The sequence below is a fragment of the Amycolatopsis sp. NBC_00438 genome (genome assembly GCF_036026695.1).
In the GTDB taxonomy this organism is placed as follows: Bacteria; Actinomycetota; Actinomycetes; order Mycobacteriales; family Pseudonocardiaceae; genus Amycolatopsis.
The window spans coordinates 2,552,845-2,567,400 of record NZ_CP107923.1 but is presented as its reverse complement, the minus strand read 5'-3'; the positions used below and the strand labels follow the sequence as shown (position 1 = coordinate 2,567,400).

At 71.9% G+C, this 14,556-nt stretch carries 15 protein-coding genes; 3 read left to right on the top strand and 12 right to left on the bottom strand.

Features of this window, described 5'->3' with window-relative positions:
- Positions 1–97: 97 nt before the first annotated feature.
- The 7 genes from OG494_RS11985 to OG494_RS11955 form a co-directional block, all read right to left on the bottom strand.
- Positions 98–1,693: an alpha/beta hydrolase gene (locus OG494_RS11985; protein WP_328454931.1), complete on the bottom strand. Its 1,596-nt coding sequence runs from the start codon at positions 1,691–1,693 to the stop codon at positions 98–100.
- Positions 1,694–1,833: 140 nt separating this feature from the next.
- Complete coding sequence (locus OG494_RS11980; protein WP_328458926.1) at positions 1,834–2,256, bottom strand: nitroreductase family deazaflavin-dependent oxidoreductase; 423 nt, start codon at positions 2,254–2,256, stop codon at positions 1,834–1,836.
- Between the two features lie 46 nt (positions 2,257–2,302).
- Positions 2,303–3,280: an L-histidine N(alpha)-methyltransferase gene (gene egtD / locus OG494_RS11975; protein WP_328454929.1), complete on the bottom strand. Its 978-nt coding sequence runs from the start codon at positions 3,278–3,280 to the stop codon at positions 2,303–2,305.
- Positions 3,277–4,053, bottom strand: coding sequence for an ergothioneine biosynthesis protein EgtC (gene egtC / locus OG494_RS11970; RefSeq protein WP_328454927.1), 777 nt, complete (start codon positions 4,051–4,053; stop codon positions 3,277–3,279). The genes egtD and egtC overlap by 4 nt, the downstream gene beginning before the upstream one ends.
- Positions 4,054–4,058: 5 nt before the next feature.
- Positions 4,059–5,396 carry an ergothioneine biosynthesis protein EgtB gene (egtB, locus tag OG494_RS11965; protein WP_328454925.1) on the bottom strand — a complete coding sequence of 446 codons (1,338 nt, stop codon included), beginning with the start codon at positions 5,394–5,396 and terminating at the stop codon, positions 4,059–4,061.
- Positions 5,393–6,652 carry a glutamate-cysteine ligase family protein gene (locus tag OG494_RS11960; RefSeq protein WP_328458925.1) on the bottom strand — a complete coding sequence of 420 codons (1,260 nt, stop codon included), beginning with the start codon at positions 6,650–6,652 and terminating at the stop codon, positions 5,393–5,395. The genes egtB and OG494_RS11960 overlap by 4 nt, the downstream gene beginning before the upstream one ends.
- Positions 6,653–6,788: 136 nt before the next feature.
- A complete protein-coding gene (locus tag OG494_RS11955) occupies positions 6,789–7,715 on the bottom strand; it encodes a LysR family transcriptional regulator (RefSeq protein WP_328454923.1) in 927 nt (308 codons plus the stop codon).
- A gap of 119 nt (positions 7,716–7,834) precedes the next feature.
- Here OG494_RS11955 and OG494_RS11950 point away from each other — a divergent pair, with 119 nt between their 5' ends.
- Positions 7,835–9,034, top strand: a complete 1,200-nt coding sequence (locus OG494_RS11950; protein ID WP_328454922.1) for a Glu/Leu/Phe/Val dehydrogenase dimerization domain-containing protein — start codon at positions 7,835–7,837, stop codon at positions 9,032–9,034.
- 46 nt (positions 9,035–9,080) lie between these two features.
- On the opposite strand, the gene pip is transcribed toward OG494_RS11950, so the two are convergent.
- From pip to OG494_RS11925, 5 genes are all read right to left on the bottom strand, one after another.
- Complete coding sequence (gene pip, locus OG494_RS11945; protein ID WP_328454920.1) at positions 9,081–10,028, bottom strand: prolyl aminopeptidase; 948 nt, start codon at positions 10,026–10,028, stop codon at positions 9,081–9,083.
- Between the two features lie 92 nt (positions 10,029–10,120).
- On the bottom strand, positions 10,121–10,849 hold the full coding sequence (locus OG494_RS11940; RefSeq protein ID WP_328458924.1) for an ESX secretion-associated protein EspG: 729 nt from the start codon (positions 10,847–10,849) through the stop codon (positions 10,121–10,123).
- A 35-nt stretch (positions 10,850–10,884) separates the two neighbouring features.
- Positions 10,885–12,273 (bottom strand): hypothetical protein, encoded by a 1,389-nt coding sequence (locus tag OG494_RS11935; protein ID WP_328454918.1) that lies wholly within the window; start codon positions 12,271–12,273, stop codon positions 10,885–10,887.
- A gap of 3 nt (positions 12,274–12,276) precedes the next feature.
- Positions 12,277–12,933 carry a DUF3558 domain-containing protein gene (locus OG494_RS11930; RefSeq protein ID WP_328454916.1) on the bottom strand — a complete coding sequence of 219 codons (657 nt, stop codon included), beginning with the start codon at positions 12,931–12,933 and terminating at the stop codon, positions 12,277–12,279.
- Positions 12,930–13,334 carry a hypothetical protein gene (locus OG494_RS11925; protein ID WP_328454914.1) on the bottom strand — a complete coding sequence of 135 codons (405 nt, stop codon included), beginning with the start codon at positions 13,332–13,334 and terminating at the stop codon, positions 12,930–12,932. Before OG494_RS11925 ends, OG494_RS11930 begins: the two co-directional genes overlap by 4 nt.
- 186 nt (positions 13,335–13,520) lie before the next feature.
- Here OG494_RS11925 and OG494_RS11920 point away from each other — a divergent pair, with 186 nt between their 5' ends.
- Both OG494_RS11920 and OG494_RS11915 read left to right on the top strand, forming a co-directional pair.
- Positions 13,521–14,105, top strand: a complete 585-nt coding sequence (locus OG494_RS11920; RefSeq protein WP_247051955.1) for a TetR/AcrR family transcriptional regulator — start codon at positions 13,521–13,523, stop codon at positions 14,103–14,105.
- A 208-nt stretch (positions 14,106–14,313) separates the two neighbouring features.
- On the top strand, positions 14,314–14,487 hold the full coding sequence (locus tag OG494_RS11915) for a hypothetical protein (protein ID WP_328454911.1): 174 nt from the start codon (positions 14,314–14,316) through the stop codon (positions 14,485–14,487).
- Positions 14,488–14,556: the final 69 nt, after the last annotated feature.

The window sequence follows — 14,556 nt, the reverse complement described above, 5'->3', positions numbered from 1 at the left end:
TGTGCCGCTCACCTCGCTTCCCGTACTGGTGATGATCAACTGGGCCAGAGTAGCCGGTCCCGTGGCCCGGCAGGGGGCCACGGGACCGGGTTCACACTCAGAAGGGCTGGACGTTCGGCTGGAACACCTGGCCGTTCGCCGGCACCGTCAGGTCGGTCAGGTACGCCGCCACGGCCTGGTCGACGCCGAGGGCGTCCCCGAGGATGCAGTGGCCGAACGCGTCGACCGACAGCAGCCGGGAGTTGCCCAGCTCGGCCGCCATCTGCTGGCCGAACTTGTACCGCGTCGCGGGGTCGTAGTAGTTGCTGACCACGACGACCGGGACGTCGGTCTTCGCCTGCCACGGGCCGCGGTAGACGTCCGGCTTCTTCGCCGGCCACACCGGGCAGCCCGCCGTGTCGGCGAAGGCCTGGTAGCGGCCGAAGGTGCGCGACTCGCGCTCCCACTTGGCGGCGATGTCCGGCACCTGGTCCTGCTTGATCTTGAACGGCTTGTCGGAGCAGTTGACGGCGAAGTACGAGTCGTCACTGGTGTACGGGCTGTCCGGGTTCTGGTCCGCCAGGCCCTGCTTGCCCTTCACGATCAGCTTGAGCTGCCGGGCCTGCAGGGTCTGCGCCTGCGCGCCCGCCGGGTGGATCGTGTCGTAGAGCGCCTGCAGGTCCTCGGCCAGGCCGGGGAACGCCGAGGGCGAGTACAGGATGCTCGACACCGAACCGGTGAACGCGTTGATGTCGACCGAGCCGCCACCGGGGACGGTGATCGGCTGCTTGCGCAGGTAGTCGCGCAACTCGTCGAACTTCGCCCGCGGGGTGCCCGAGCTGAACGCGCACTTCGCGGCGGCCTCGGCGCACTTCTTCAGGAAACCGTCGAGCGAGACCTCGAAGCCCTGCGCCCGCTGGCGGTCGTACTCGACGCCGTCCTTGGTCCGCAGCTGCGGGTCGACGTTGCCGTCGATGACGATCGCGCGGGACTGCTTCGGGAACATCGCCGCGTAGGTCGAGCCGATGAGCGTGCCGTAGGAGAAGCCGACGTAGGTCAGCTTCCGGTCGCCGACCGCCGCGCGCAGCGTGTCGACGTCCCGCACGACGTCCTTCGTGGACATGTGGTTGAGCAGCGAACCGGCGTTGTTCTTGCAGAACTGGCCGTAGTCGCGGTAGCTGGCGAGCGTGCCGGAGATCTCGGCGCGGCTCAGCGGCACCGGGACCTGGGCGCCGAAGATCTCGTCCGCGTCCTCCTGCGTGGTGAAGCAGCGCAGCGGGTTGCTCTGCCCGACCCCGCGCGGGTCGAAGCCGATCAGGTCGAAGCGGTCGAGCACCGGCGGCTGGAAGTAGTACTGGCCGCTGATCGGCATCCGCAGGCCCGAGCCGCCGGGGCCACCGGGGTTGAGGAACAGCGAGCCGATCCGCGCGTCCGGGGTGCGGGCGGCGCGCTTGAGCAGGGCGATGTCGATCGTGCCCAGCGACGCGTTGTCGTGGTCGATCGGCACGCGGTAGCGCGCGCAGCTGTAGAACTTCACCTGGTCCGCGGGCACCCCGGCGACGGTGGCGGCCGGGCAGGTCCCCCAGGCGACCGGCGCGGTCGCGCCGACGACGGCGGGCTTGACGGCCGCCTCCGGCGCGGCGGTGGCGGTGCCCGCCACGGCGGCCAGCCCCATCCCCGCCACGAGTGCCCCCACCAGCGCGAACGAGCGCACCCGGCCCCTTGTGGATCTCCGCAAGACGTTCCTCCCTAGGTCACGCACCCGCCGCGCGGTCGAGACGTCACGGCGCGTTACCCGGGAGAGACTGGCACAAACCGGTGAAAGCCGTCACCGTCCAAAAGGATGGTGCGAATCTATCGAGCCACCCGTTTGAGGACGAAAACCGGCAACGGCCGCGCGGCCTCCTCCTGCTCCATCGCGTACCCCGGCCAGAACTCGAGCAGCTCGCGCCACATTTCCGCGTACTCCTCGCCGCCGAGTTCGCGCGCGACGACGGCGACCGGCCGCCCGGCGAGCGCGACCTCGGCCTTCGGGTCGGCCCGCAGGTTGAGCGTCCAGGCCGGGTCGTGCGGCCGGCCCCAGTTTGACCCGGTGAGCACGAAGTCGTCGCCGTGCGGGAAGTACAGCAGGTTCGTGCTGCGGGGCAGCCCGCTCTTGCGGCCGGTCGTCGTCAGGCGCAGGGACGGCAGCCCGGCGAGCGCCACGAGGCTCACCCGGCCGCCGAACACCCGGTGCAGTTTCTTGTCCGCCCAGACGACGAAGCCGGCCGAGCGCATCAGCCACGGCTTCGTGCCCAGGGCCCGGGCCAGTGCCCGGAGAGGATTAGCCACGCACAGATCTTGCCAGGCTCACCCCGAACCGCTGCTGGGAGTCGGTCCACCAGTTGTCCAGGGCGAACCCGGCCGCGGCCAGTTCGGCCTCGACACCGGCGGGCCGGAACTTGGCCGAGATCTCCGTCCGGATGTGCTCCCCCGCGGCGAACCGGACGGTGAGGTCCGCGCCGGGGATCTCGACGGTCAGCTCGCGGCGGGCGCGCAGCCGCATCTCGACCCACTCGTGCTCGGCGTCCCAGTGCGAGACGTGCTCGAACTCGTCGAGGTCGAAGTTCGCGCCGAGCCGGGTGTTGAGCACCCGCAGCACGTTCATGTCGAACTCGGCGGTGACGCCGGCGGCGTCGTCGTAGGCCCGCTCCAGCGTCTCGGCGTCCTTCACCAGGTCCGTGCCGAGCAGCAGCCACTCCCCCTCGTCGAGGACCTCCCGCACCGACCGGAGGAACGTCGCGCGCTCGGCGGGCAGGAAGTTGCCGATCGTGCCGCCGAGGAAGGCGACCACCCGCGGCCCGTCACCGGGGAGCAGATCGAGGTGCTGGGTGAAGTCGCCGACGACCCCCCGCACTTCCAGGCCCGGGTAGTCCGCGGAGATCGACCGGGCGGCGTCGGCGAGCGCCGACTCGGAGACGTCGAGCGGGACGAACGCCGCCAGCGTGCCGTGCTTGGTGAGGGCGTCGAGCAGCAGCCGGGTCTTCTCGCTCGACCCGGACCCGAGCTCGACGAGGGTGTGCGCGCCGGTCAGCTCCGCGACGTCGCCGGCGTGCGCGGCCAGCACCTCACGCTCGCTGCGCGTCGGGTAGTACTCCGGCAGCTGGGTGATCTTCTCGAACAGCTCGCTGCCCTCGGCGTCGTAGAACCACTTGGGCGGCAGCCACTTCTGCTCGGCGGTGAGCCCGGCGACGACGTCGGCGCGCAGTTCTCCGGTGACGGCGTCGCCGGAGCGGTGGTGGTCGAGATCGGGTTCGGTCATCGGATGATGCCCTCCTGGTTCAGGGGAAGCAGGTCGACGCCGGTCGCGGTGGCGCGCACGGCGTGGTGGTCCGGGACGGGCGTCCAGCGCGGATCGCCGTCGACGGGTTCGGACGCCAGCAGCACGCCCGCTGGGGTCTCCAGCAGGGACAGCGCGTGCGTCCAGGCGGTGCCGATCAGCGTTTCGCCGTCGGTGAGCAGGAAGTTGAGCCGGGAGCCGGGCGCGGCGGCCTCGACGGCGCCGGTCAGCCAGGCCACCGCCGCCAGCGGGTCTTCCCCGGCCGCGAGCCGGGCCCGCAGCAGGACCCAGAGCACGACCGAGTCCGTCGGTGCCTCCAGCGTCAGCAGCTCGGTGACCGGCAGGGTCTTGGCCAGTTCGGCCAGTGAGTCCGGGAAGCCGCGGACGACGCCGTTGTGGCTGAACAGCCACCGGCCCGTGGTGAACGGTGCCGCGGCCGCCTCGGTCACCGGCATGCCGGTGGTGCCGTTGCGGGCCGCGGCGACGAACGCGTGGGTGGTGACCGCCGCCGCCAGCGGCGGCAGCGCCTCGTCCGTCCACAGTGGAGTCGAGCGGCGGTGCCGCAGGGGCAGTGCGCCGTCGGCGCCGTGGCCCGGGCCGAGGTACCAGCCCAGCCCGAAGCCGTCGGCGTTCACGGTGCCGCCGCCGCGCATGTCCGCCGGCGCGTAGGACTGCACCAGCAGGGAGTGCGGCGCGCGAAAAACCGCCTCGGCGGGCGAAACGGGCCGGCCGAGGTAGGCGAGATGCCTGCACATGGTGCCTAGCCCACCTCGTCCGGGCCCGCGTCGCGGGCGGTGCGGAAGCCGGCGAAGATCTGCCGCCGGATCGGGTAGTCCCAGTTGCGGAACGTGCCCCGGATCGCCGCCGAGTCGGTGCCGAACGAGCCGCCGCGCAGCACCTTGTACTCCGGCCCGAAGAACACCTCCGAGTACTCCTGGTACGGGAACGCGGCGAAGCCCGGGTAACCGTGGAGGTCGGTGCTCGTCCACTCCCAGACGTCGCCGATCAGCTGGTGCACCCCGGCCGGTGACGCACCCGCGGGGTACGCCCCCGCCGGCGCCGGGCGCAGGTGCCGCTGGCCCAGGTTGGCGTGCTCGGCGCCCGGTTCCTCGTCACCCCACGGGAAGCGCCGCGACCGGCCCGTCGCCGGGTCGAACCGCGCCGCCTTCTCCCACTCGGCCTCGGTCGGCAGCCGCCGCCCGGCCCACGCCGCGTACGCCTCGGCCTCGAAGAACGAGACGTGCACGACCGGCTCGCCGGCGGTGATCCGCTCGTACACGCCGAACCGGGTCCGCCACCAGCCGTCCTGCTCGCGTTTCCAGAACCGCGGCGCGGTGATGCCGTTCTGGGTGCGGTAGGCCCAGCCCGCCGGGCTCCACCAGCGCTCGTCGTCGTAACCGCCGTGGTCCAGGAATTCCGCGTAGGCCCCGGAAGTCACGGGGGTGGTGTCCATCCAGAACGCGTCGACGGCGATCTCGTGCGCCGGGCGTTCGTTGTCCAGCGCCCACGGCTCGGCCGACGTGCCCATCGTGAACGCGCCGCCGGGCACGAGGACCTCGGCGGGCAGTTCCCCCGATCGCGCGGGCGGCGGCTCGGGCGCGTGCAGCACCGGGTCGCCCTGGCGCAGCTGGTGGGTGGCCAGCATGGTCTCGTCGTGCTGCTGCTCGTGCTGGGTCACCATGCCGAACGCGAAGGCCTGCTCGGTGAGCCGGCGGCCTTCCAGCGGCACCCGCTCCAGCACGTCGAACGCCTTTTCGCGCACTTCGCGGACGTAGCTGCGGGCCTCGGCCGGGCCGAGCAGCGGCAGCGCCGGGCGATCGGCCCGGGAGTGCTGGAAAGCGTCGTAGATGTCGTCGATGTCCGGGCGCAGCGGCTCCCGGCCGCCGACGTCGCGGACCAGCCACAGCTCCTCCTGGCTGCCGATGTGCGCGAGGTCCCAGACCAGCGGCGACATCAGCTTGGAGTGCTGGCGGACCAGGTCCTCGTCGTCGACCGCGTCGGTCAGCGCGACACTGCGCGCCCGGGCCCGGGTCAGTGCCTCGGCCGCGCGGGCACGCAGCTCCTCCGCGCCCAGGTCCTTCGACTCCGTCGTGGTCATGCTTCGCTCCTCGATCGGTACGCGCGCCCCTGCACGCTCTCGCTGATCTCGGTTACGGATTCCGCCGTCAGCCCGGTGTGGCCCAGCTCGGCGCAGCCGAGGTCGGCCAGCGCGGCCGCGACGGCCGCGATCTCCGGGTCGGCCAGGCCGCGACGCGCGGCCGTGGTCCACCGGTCCGCCACCCCGGCGGACAGGTCGCGCACCTTGTCCACTGTGGACGGCCGGGCGAGCAGCGCGGCGACCAGCGCGGCCGGCGCCAGCCACTCTCCCGGTGGTTGCGCGTCGAGGTACCGGATCTCCAGGTACCCCTGCGGGCGGACGGGGGTGAACATGGTCGTGAGGTGGTAGTCGAGATCCGCCTCCGTGGGCCTCGGCAGCAGCGCGGCGGCGCCCCGGCCGTCGATCCAGTCGGCGAACGTCAGCCCCTCCGGTGCGTCCCACGGCCGCTCGGCCCGGGGCAGCGCCATCAGCGGGGTGTCCATCAGGCGCGCGCCCCACGCCGGCCCGGGATCGCCCGCGACGCCGGTCGTGCGCGTCCGGATCGCCTCGGTGTCGTGCACCGCGAGCCAGCGGGCGGAGGCGAACCCGGTGTCCCGCCCGGCGTGCACCCGGGAGTTGGCGAACAGGGCCAGCAACGGCGGCCCCATGGCGTGCGCGGCGGCCCAGCGGGCGGCGTGGTGCTCCGCCTCCCCGGCGTCGACGCAGACCTGCAGGCCGGCGGTGCTGCACATCATGGTGAGGCCGCCGGGGCCGATCGGCGCGAACCGGCGCTCCATCGCCGCGTACCGCGGCGTGCTCAGGAGCCGGCGCGGCGCGCGGTGCGCGTCGATGCCGGATTCACCGAATCGGAGGCCGTGGGAGGCGAGGAGTTCACCCAGGTGGCGGAGATCGGCCGAGACGACTGCGTCGAGTTCACGCAGGGTGACCTGGGGATGAGCGGAGATTTCGACCTGGCCCCCGGGCTCGAGGCTCACTGGTGAACCTGCCGGGAGCGGCGAAGCGGGGCTGTCGGGGCGGAGGGCCCGCGGGGTGTGCGGGCCCAGGGCCGTGGCGAGGAGGTCGGGATCGAGCGGTCTGGCCGGGTCGTCGGCGTGGTGCACGGTGAACTCCAGCTCGACGCCGGTCAGGCGCGGTGGTCCGTGCTTGAAGCACACCGATGCCACGTACGCCTCGCCGGCCGCGCGGTCCGCCAGGACCCGCGCGGTGCGGTTCGACGCACTACCCGACTTCTCGGGGAATTCGTGCGCCGCAGACACTTCCGCAGCTTCTGTCATGTCAATCCTGTCCCGTGTGGTGGAACTTCCGCCTTCGGACGCTACACGCGGGGTACGACAAAAACAGGGTCGATCCTGCCCTTCAGGACAGGGTCACCACTCCGTAAGAAGCCCCGGATCAGGGCAAAGCGGATTCCGTGCCGAGCCCCAGTTCCGCGGCCGCGGCCCGGACGGCCTCGATCACCAGGTGCAGGGCCGGACGGCGGAACGCGGTGCGCCGGTAGGCGATCGACACCGTCCGGAGCAGCGGCGTCGTGAGCGTGACGACGTCGATCCCGGGCGGGCGCAGCAGGCGCAGGCCGAGGTCGGACACGAGGGTGATGCCGAGCCCGGCGCCGACCATGGCCATCGCCGTGGACTGCTCCTCGACCTCGTGGTTGATCTTCGGGGCGAACCCGTGGCGGCGGCACGCGGTGCGCATCGCCCGGCCGAAGTGCGACTTCGGGCTGGCCAGGATCCAGGGGTGCTCGGCGAGGTCGTCCAGCGACGCCGAGCCCGCGGGCACCGCGCCGCGCGGCACCGCCGCGTGCAGCCGTTCGACGGCCACGACGGCCCGCTCGAGGCCGGCGTCCCAGGGCATCGGCGCGTCGGAGTAGTCGATGACGAAGGACAGGTCGAGCACGCCGTCCCGGACCGCCTCGGCGGTGTCCTCCGGGGCCAGTTCCCGGGTGCGGACCTCGATGCCCGGGTGCGCGGTGGCCAGCGTCGTCAGCGCGGTCGGGAGCAGGCCGGAGGCGACCGACGCCCAGACCCCGGCGACCAGCCGGACCGTCCGGGCCTCCTGCGCCTCTTCCAGGGCGAGCGTGGCCCGCTCGACCGAACCGAGGATCTCCTCGGCGTGCTCGGTGAGCAGTTTGCCCAGTTCGGTGAGCTGGACCCGGCGACCCAGCCGTTCGAACAGCTTGGCCCCGACGTCCCGTTCCAGCTGCGCGAGCTGCTGCGACACCGCCGAAGCGGTGTAGTGCAGGGCCACCGCGGCGGCGGTGACGGTGCCCCGGCGGTGCAGCTCGCGGAGCATCTTCAGCCGATGCAACGAAAGCTCCATGCACCAAACCTAAACGAGATCGTGCAGCAGCGTTAAATGGACGCGAACGCCACCCGGGGCGCACGCTCGTGGTGGCGGTCACGAGGCCGCCCCGACTTCCCCTGGAGGTGAGTGGCCTGATGACCCCCCGCAACGCCGAGCCGCTGATGCGACTTTCGTGGACCGACCCCGTCACCGGCGCGAACGGCTACCTGGTCGTGCACAGCCTGGTCTCCGGCGTCGCCACCGGCGGCACCCGGATGCGGGCAGGCTGCACCATGGGCGAGGTCGAGGACCTGGCCCGGGGCATGGCCAACAAGACCGCGACCTTCAACCTGCCGGTCGGCGGCGCGAAGGGCGGCATCGACTTCGACCCGAAGGACCCGCGTGCCTTCGGCGTCCTGACGCGCTTCTGCTCGTTCCTCCGGCCCTGGCTGGACGCCCACTGGGTGACCGCCGAGGACCTCGGCGTCCCGCAACACCTGATCGACGCCGTGTTCGCCGACCTCGGGCTGGAGCAGTCGTACCACGCCGCGATCAGCCGGTCGGCCGATCCGGAGCGCACCCTGCGCCGGGTGCAGGCCGGCCTCAACGCCCCGGTGCCGGGCGGGCTGCTGCTCGGCGACGTCGTCGGCGGCTACGGCGTGGCGCAGGCCTGCCTCGGCGTCGCGTCGGCGTGGGACTGGGACGTGCGCGAGACGACCGTGGCGATCCAGGGCATCGGGACCATGGGCGGCGGCGCGGCCTGGTACCTGCACGAAGCGGGCATGAAGGTCGTCGCGGTCGCCGACGCCGCGGGCACGCTCTACGCGCCCGAAGGCCTCGACATCCCGGCGCTGCTCGACCTGCGCGACCGCTTCGGCGAGGTGGACCGCAAGCGGCTGCCGGCCGGCATCAAGGTCCTCCCGCGGGACGCCGTCGTCTCGGCCGACGCGGACATCTTCGTGCCGGCGGCGATCTCCTACGCGCTGCGGCCGGACAACGAGAACCTGGTCAAGGCCAAGGTCGTCGTCGAGGCGGCCAACGCGGCGACGACACCGGAGGCCGAAGCGGCGCTCTCGGCGCGGGGGGTCGCCGTCGTGCCGGACTTCGTGGCCAACGCCGGTGCGGCGGCCTGGGCGTGGTGGCTGCTGCTGGGCGAGGTCGGCGCGGACCCGGCCGACTCGTTCCTGCGGCTGCGCACCGAGATGCAGGCCAAGGTGGCGCTGCTGCTGGCCGGCTGGACCATGGACCGGCTGCCGCTGCGCGTCACCGGGCTGAAGCTGGTGGAGACGAACCGGGCCGCGCGCGCCGAGGCGGCGCTCGCGCCCGAGGGTGAGCCGGCGCTGCTCATCCCGTGAGCCGGGTCCGCGCGGCGCCTCGACCCGGGGCGCCGCGCGGCCGCCCTCAGCTCGCGAACCGGTCGGTCGCGCCGACCAGGACGTCCTGCATCGAGACGTCCTGCGTGCTGTGCCCGACGTTGTCGAGCATGACCAGTTCGCTGCCGGGCCAGCCGTGGTGCAGCAGCCACGGCGTGCCGGTGATGTTGCTCGTGTCGAGCATCCCCTGGGCGAGCACGGCCGGGATGCCCGCGAGCTTGCCGAGGTTGGCCAGGATCTCGCCGTCGGGCAGGAACGCCCGGTTGCTGAAGTAGTGCGTGACGAGCCGGGCGAAGCAGAGCCGGTAGGCCGGGTCCTCGAAGACGTCGTGCGGCGGCACGCCCGGGAGCATCGCGTCCTCCCACGCGCACCAGCCGGCGGCGGCTTTCCCGTGGACCGCCGGGTCCGGGTCCAGCAGCAGCCGGTTGTAGGCGGCGGAGAGGTCGCCGTCGCGTTCGGCTTCCGGCACGCCGTCCCGGAACTTCGCGAAACCTTCGGGGAAGTACGCGCCGAGGCCGCGGATGAGCATCTCGATTTCGATGAAGCGGTCGGTCGCGAGGCCCATCAGGACCATTTCGCTGACCCGGCCGGGGTGGCGCAGGGCGTAGGTCAGGCTCAGGACCGAGCCCCAGGATCCGCCGAACAGCAGCCACTTCCCGATGTTCAGCCGGGTGCGCAGCAGCTCGAAGTCGGCCACCAGGTGGTCGGTGGTGTTGGCGGACAGGTCGGCGACCGCGGCCCCGGCGTGCGGGGTGCTGCGGCCGCAGCCGCGCTGGTCGACGAGCACGACCCGGTACCGCTCGGGGTCGAAGTAGCGGCGGAGGTTCGTCGAACAGCCGGAGCCGGGCCCGCCGTGCACGACCAGCGCGGGCTTGCCGTCCGGGTTCCCGCAGGTCTCCCAGTAGATCTCGTGCCCGTCGCCGACGTCGAGCAGGCCATGGTCGTACGGTTCGATCTCGGGGTAGAGCCCAGCCATCAGCGCGTCCCTTCGGCGAAATACAACAGCGCTGTCACATTAGCGCCGTGCGATGGCTTCGCGCGCTCCCTTTTCGGATCAGCCCAGTGGGCTCAGTTCAGGGAGCCGGCCAGCTCGGTGAGGGTGTCGGCCAGCTCGCGGGGGCCGGCCGGGCCGATGTGGATGACCTCGTCGTCGCCCGCGCCGGAGGTGTAGCTGAGGTAGCGGCCCCAGTCCGTGTCGGCGTAGTGCAGCGGCTGCTGCAGGCAGGTGTGGCGGCCGACCTCGTCCCGGCGGCCGACGTAGAGCTCGCCGCTGCCGGTGACCGGCCGCTGGACCAAGCTGACGACGTCGGCGATCGCCGGGGACAGCGGGTAGGCGTCCTGACCGCGCCGGGCGGCGTCGGTCAGGTCCGCCACCCGGACCGTGCGCGGGTTGCCGCCGCCGGGCCCGACCGGCGGCAGCTGCTCGACGAGCGATTCGGCGAGCCGGTTCCGGTCGATCTCCTGGACGCCGACGTGCGCGCCGTCGGAGACCGCGAGCACCGCCTGCAGCCCCTTCGCGGCGGCGAGCACCCCGTAGGTGTGCCCGCCGGTGCCGACCCAGCCGTAACACTCCCGCGCCGGCGTCACCAGCAACGGGAGCCAGTCGAGGAAGTCGACCGACGCCCGCCCGCGCGCGTCGATCAGCCCGGCCTCCGCGAGCGCGGCGTCGATCCGGTGATCGGCCTCGTCGCGCTCCTCGTCCGAGAGCCACAGGGGCTCCGGGCGCAGGGTGAGGTGCAGCTGGCCGAGCTGCTCACGCTCGGCCAGCGCGGCCAGCGCCTCGACCGGAACGTCCACCCGGCCTGTTGCCACGTCCACCCCGCCCACTCGTCCTACTCGCCGATGACCGGCGGACTGGTCCGCTGGTCGGTGCCGAAGATCGCGTCCGGGTCCGCTTCGATCAGGAAGTCCGGCCGCTGGTGCTCATCATCTTCCTCACCCTCGCCACGCCGCCCGCCGGCACCCATCGGCCCCATCTGCCCGGACCGCCCACCGGCCGCCCGAGCGGCAGCCGCCTCCGCGGCGGCCGCGTTGCCGAGACTGCCCATGCCGGAACCGCGCCCGCCGCCGAGCCCACGCTCCCCCGCCGCGCCGGAACCACCGCCGGTGCCACCGCTTCCGGCACCACTGCCCGTGCCGGAGCCACCGATCGGGCGGCCACTGGAGTCGAGGAGCCGTCCACCCGCGGAGCCACTGCTGGGACCGCGCCCGCCAGGACCGGTTCCCGTGCCGGAGCCGCCGGGTTCGCCGAAGCTGTTGGAGTAGTTCTGACCCCCGCCGCCTCCGCCGGTACCGGTCGGGTAGAAGTCGACCCCACCGGTCCCGGGCGGCGTCTTGCCGGGGCGGTCACCGGGCTGCTGCCCCTGGGGCAACCGGCCGGGCAGGTTGGTGCCGGGTGTGCCTGTCGTGCCGGTGCCGGTCGTGTGGGTGGTGTCCGTGCCGCCGGTGCCGCCAGTACCCCCGGTGCCACCCGTACCGCCGGTTCCCCCAGTGCCCCCGGTGCCCCCGGTGCCGCCGGGCTTGTCGGGTCCGCCGGTGTGCGTGGTGTCGACGCTCGTGGTCGAGGTGTGGTCGTCGGTCCCGTTGCTCCGGCCGGAATCCGGCGGCGGCTGCTCGCCCCAGCCGGTCTTGTCGGTCCGCTCGTTCAGCCCGACCCGCGTGGGCGTCTTCGGCGTGTTGACGGAGATCGCGGCGCCGTCGCTCTCGAGAATGCCGTATTCGGTGGGCAACACGGCCTTCGTGCCGCTGGTGGCACTGCTGTACTGGTCCATCACGCGGACATTGGTTTCGTTGGCCGCGTTGTATTTCGCGATGCCGGTTTGGTAATCGTTGATGTCGTCCTGCGCCATGAACGGCCCGGCGATCGGAATGGCGGCCTTGAGCCCCACAGACCACGGGCTGGGCTTGTCCGGCTTGGGCGGAATCTCGACAACGGCGTTGTTCGAGTTGTCGAAGACCGCGGCCTGCGTGTCGACGGAGGCCTTGGTCATGTCGAGCGGTGCCGCGCTGTCGTAGAAGGCTTTTTCCATCGGACCCGCTCCGGCGTTCGCCGAGTCGGCTGCGTCGCCGGTCCACGACTCCATCATGCGCGACTGGAGCGCCTTGATGGTGGTGCCGCGTTCCATGTACGCCGACGAAAGGCTGTCGACATCCGACGCCATGCCGTGAAGGCCGGACGTATCACCTTGTTTGAAGTTGTCGTAGATCTGCTTGCCGTCCACTCGTCAAGCCCCCTTGAGTGCCTTGATCGCCGCGGCCGCGGCCTGTGTCGCTGCGCCGCAGGAATCGTCCTGCCCCTGATAGCCCTCGGCGGAAACACCGATCGACAGGTCGTCCGCCACACCCACGGCAATCGCGCAGTTCCCGTTTGCGCGGCGGTCCGAGATGTCGACGTAGATCGTCGGATAGCCCTCGATATCGGGAGCGCGCTCCAAAAACTTGATCAGCACGCCACTCCGGTACGCGGCGTAGAGGCCCGCGAGGCCCCCCTGCCCGCTTTCGCGATTGCCGGTTTCGAGGATCACCTGAAGCCCGATGCCTTCACCGCGGATCTTCCAACGGCACGACGGGCCCGCGGCCGTGTCCGGGGCATCACCCTTCGGCAGGTAATCGCCTTGATCGGTGTATCGCAGGGGTGTGAGCACACCCGCCGGGACGAGAGCGCACGGGTCCGTCGCGTATTTCCCGACGTCGAGCGGTGCCGCCTGAACCTTGGGCACCTCGGGATCCGCCGAGGCCGTGGGCGGCGCCGACGACTCCGACTCCGACGGTGCCGGACTGGCTGCGCCACCGGTCGTGGTCGTGCAGGCCGACAAGAGCAGGCACGCGGAAACCAGGATCCCCCCGACGGCGAGCCCTGGAGCGGTACGAGTCACCTTCATGTCGTCTTCGACTTGAAGGTGTCGGACATGCCCTGGTCGGTCGCCACGGTCTTGGACTGGGCTTCCTTGAGCTTCTTGACGTAGCCTTGTGCATACGTGCGCATCGAGTCGTTCTGGTTCTGCAACGCGCTGAGCGAAAGCAGGGTCGTACTCGCGTAGCTCGCACTCACCGGATCCTTGGCGGGTGCCAGCTTCAGGTTCCTGGTCATCCGCACGATCTTCTGCCCGTCCTCGACGATCTGGTCCAGCAGGTCCTCCCACTGGCCGATCACCGTGTTCAGTTCGGCCGGGTCCATCTTGAACTGGCCGCCCTGGCCTCCGCCGCCGTACACCGGTGCGGAGTTCGCGAACGCGTCACCCCACAGCGCCTGCGCCGCCTGTCCGGCTTCGCCGATGATCACGCCCCGCACCTGCCCCTCAGTTCACCCACCGTGATGGTGCAAAGACTAGCCAACCGTCTCATTCCGTGTCAGCGAATCGCCGCAACCTTCCGACGCAGGGAGCCTTCGGGTGGTTCCCGGGCACTCCGGGTCACAAGACGTACGTACGGATTGCGAGATCCGGGTCCGCGGTGCCAGGATCGTCGGATGCCCCGCGTAAGCCAGGATCACCTCGACGCACGACGGCGCCAGATCCTCGACGGCTCGCGTGTGTGCTTCGCACGCTATGGCTACGAAGGTGCCACAGTCCGGCGCCTGGAGGAAGCCACCGGCCTGTCCCGCGGCGCCATCTTCCACCACTTCCGCGACAAGGAGTCGCTCTTCCTCGCCCTCGCCGAGGACGACGCCATCCGGATGGCCGACGTCGTCGCCGAACAGGGCCTGGTCCAGGTCATGCGGGACCTGTTGGCCGGCGACGGCGAGCACCCCGCCGACTGGCTCGGCACCCGCCTCGAAGTGTCCCGGCGGCTGCGCACCGACCCGGAGTTCCGCGCCCGCTGGGCCGAGCGCTCCGAACAGCTGACCACCGCCACCCGATTGCGCCTGCTGCGCCAGCGGGAGGCCGGGAACCTGCGTGACGACGTCGACGTCGACGTTCTCACCGCGTTCCTCGAACTCGTCCTCGAAGGACTCGTCTCGCACCTGGCCATGGGCCTGCCCGGCGCCGGCCTCGGGCCGGTGCTCGACCTCGTCGAGGAGACGGTGCGGCGACACCGACCCGGAACCACCTGAGCCGCCGTGTTCCCCCGGCCCGCGTGGATCTCCTCGAGGCACACGGCCAGGCCGTCCGGGCGTTCGGCGAGGCCGTTCATGCCGCCGGCGCCGACGACTGGACGCGCCGGACGCCGTGCACAGCCGGGACCTCGCCACCGCGCTCGGCCTGGCCGGCCCGGTCACCGAGCCGCTGACCTGACGGCTGATCGACATCGTGCGCCCCTGGATGGACGACCGGCAGGGGCTCGGCCTGTTCGACCCGACGGTCGCGGTCGGCCGCGGCGCCGGTCCCACGGCCCGGCTCGCCGGGGCTGCTCGGGCGGCGGCCGCGCCGATCATCGGGCGAGGTGAGCGCGCCGACACACCGATGGGCCCGCGCGTGATGCCGGGGACACGTTAAGATTCACCCCATAATCGCAGTACACGTCGATTTCCTGCTAGGAGTGACCGTTTCGTGCGCGCAGCGCAG

Excerpts from the sequence above, each read along its gene's own strand:
- OG494_RS11980 (WP_328458926.1), bottom strand. The coding sequence starts at position 2,256 with ATGCGCTCGGCCGGCTTCGTCGTCTGGGCGGACAAGAAACTGCACCGG.
- egtD (WP_328454929.1), bottom strand. The coding sequence starts at position 3,280 with ATGACCGAACCCGATCTCGACCACCACCGCTCCGGCGACGCCGTCACC.
- egtC (WP_328454927.1), bottom strand. The coding sequence starts at position 4,053 with ATGTGCAGGCATCTCGCCTACCTCGGCCGGCCCGTTTCGCCCGCCGAG.
- egtB (WP_328454925.1), bottom strand. The coding sequence starts at position 5,396 with ATGACCACGACGGAGTCGAAGGACCTGGGCGCGGAGGAGCTGCGTGCC.
- OG494_RS11955 (WP_328454923.1), bottom strand. The coding sequence starts at position 7,715 with ATGGAGCTTTCGTTGCATCGGCTGAAGATGCTCCGCGAGCTGCACCGC.
- OG494_RS11950 (WP_328454922.1), top strand. The coding sequence starts at position 7,835 with ATGACCCCCCGCAACGCCGAGCCGCTGATGCGACTTTCGTGGACCGAC.
- pip (WP_328454920.1), bottom strand. The coding sequence starts at position 10,028 with ATGGCTGGGCTCTACCCCGAGATCGAACCGTACGACCATGGCCTGCTC.
- OG494_RS11930 (WP_328454916.1), bottom strand. The coding sequence starts at position 12,933 with ATGAAGGTGACTCGTACCGCTCCAGGGCTCGCCGTCGGGGGGATCCTG.
- OG494_RS11920 (WP_247051955.1), top strand. The coding sequence starts at position 13,521 with ATGCCCCGCGTAAGCCAGGATCACCTCGACGCACGACGGCGCCAGATC.
- OG494_RS11915 (WP_328454911.1), top strand. The coding sequence starts at position 14,314 with ATGGACGACCGGCAGGGGCTCGGCCTGTTCGACCCGACGGTCGCGGTC.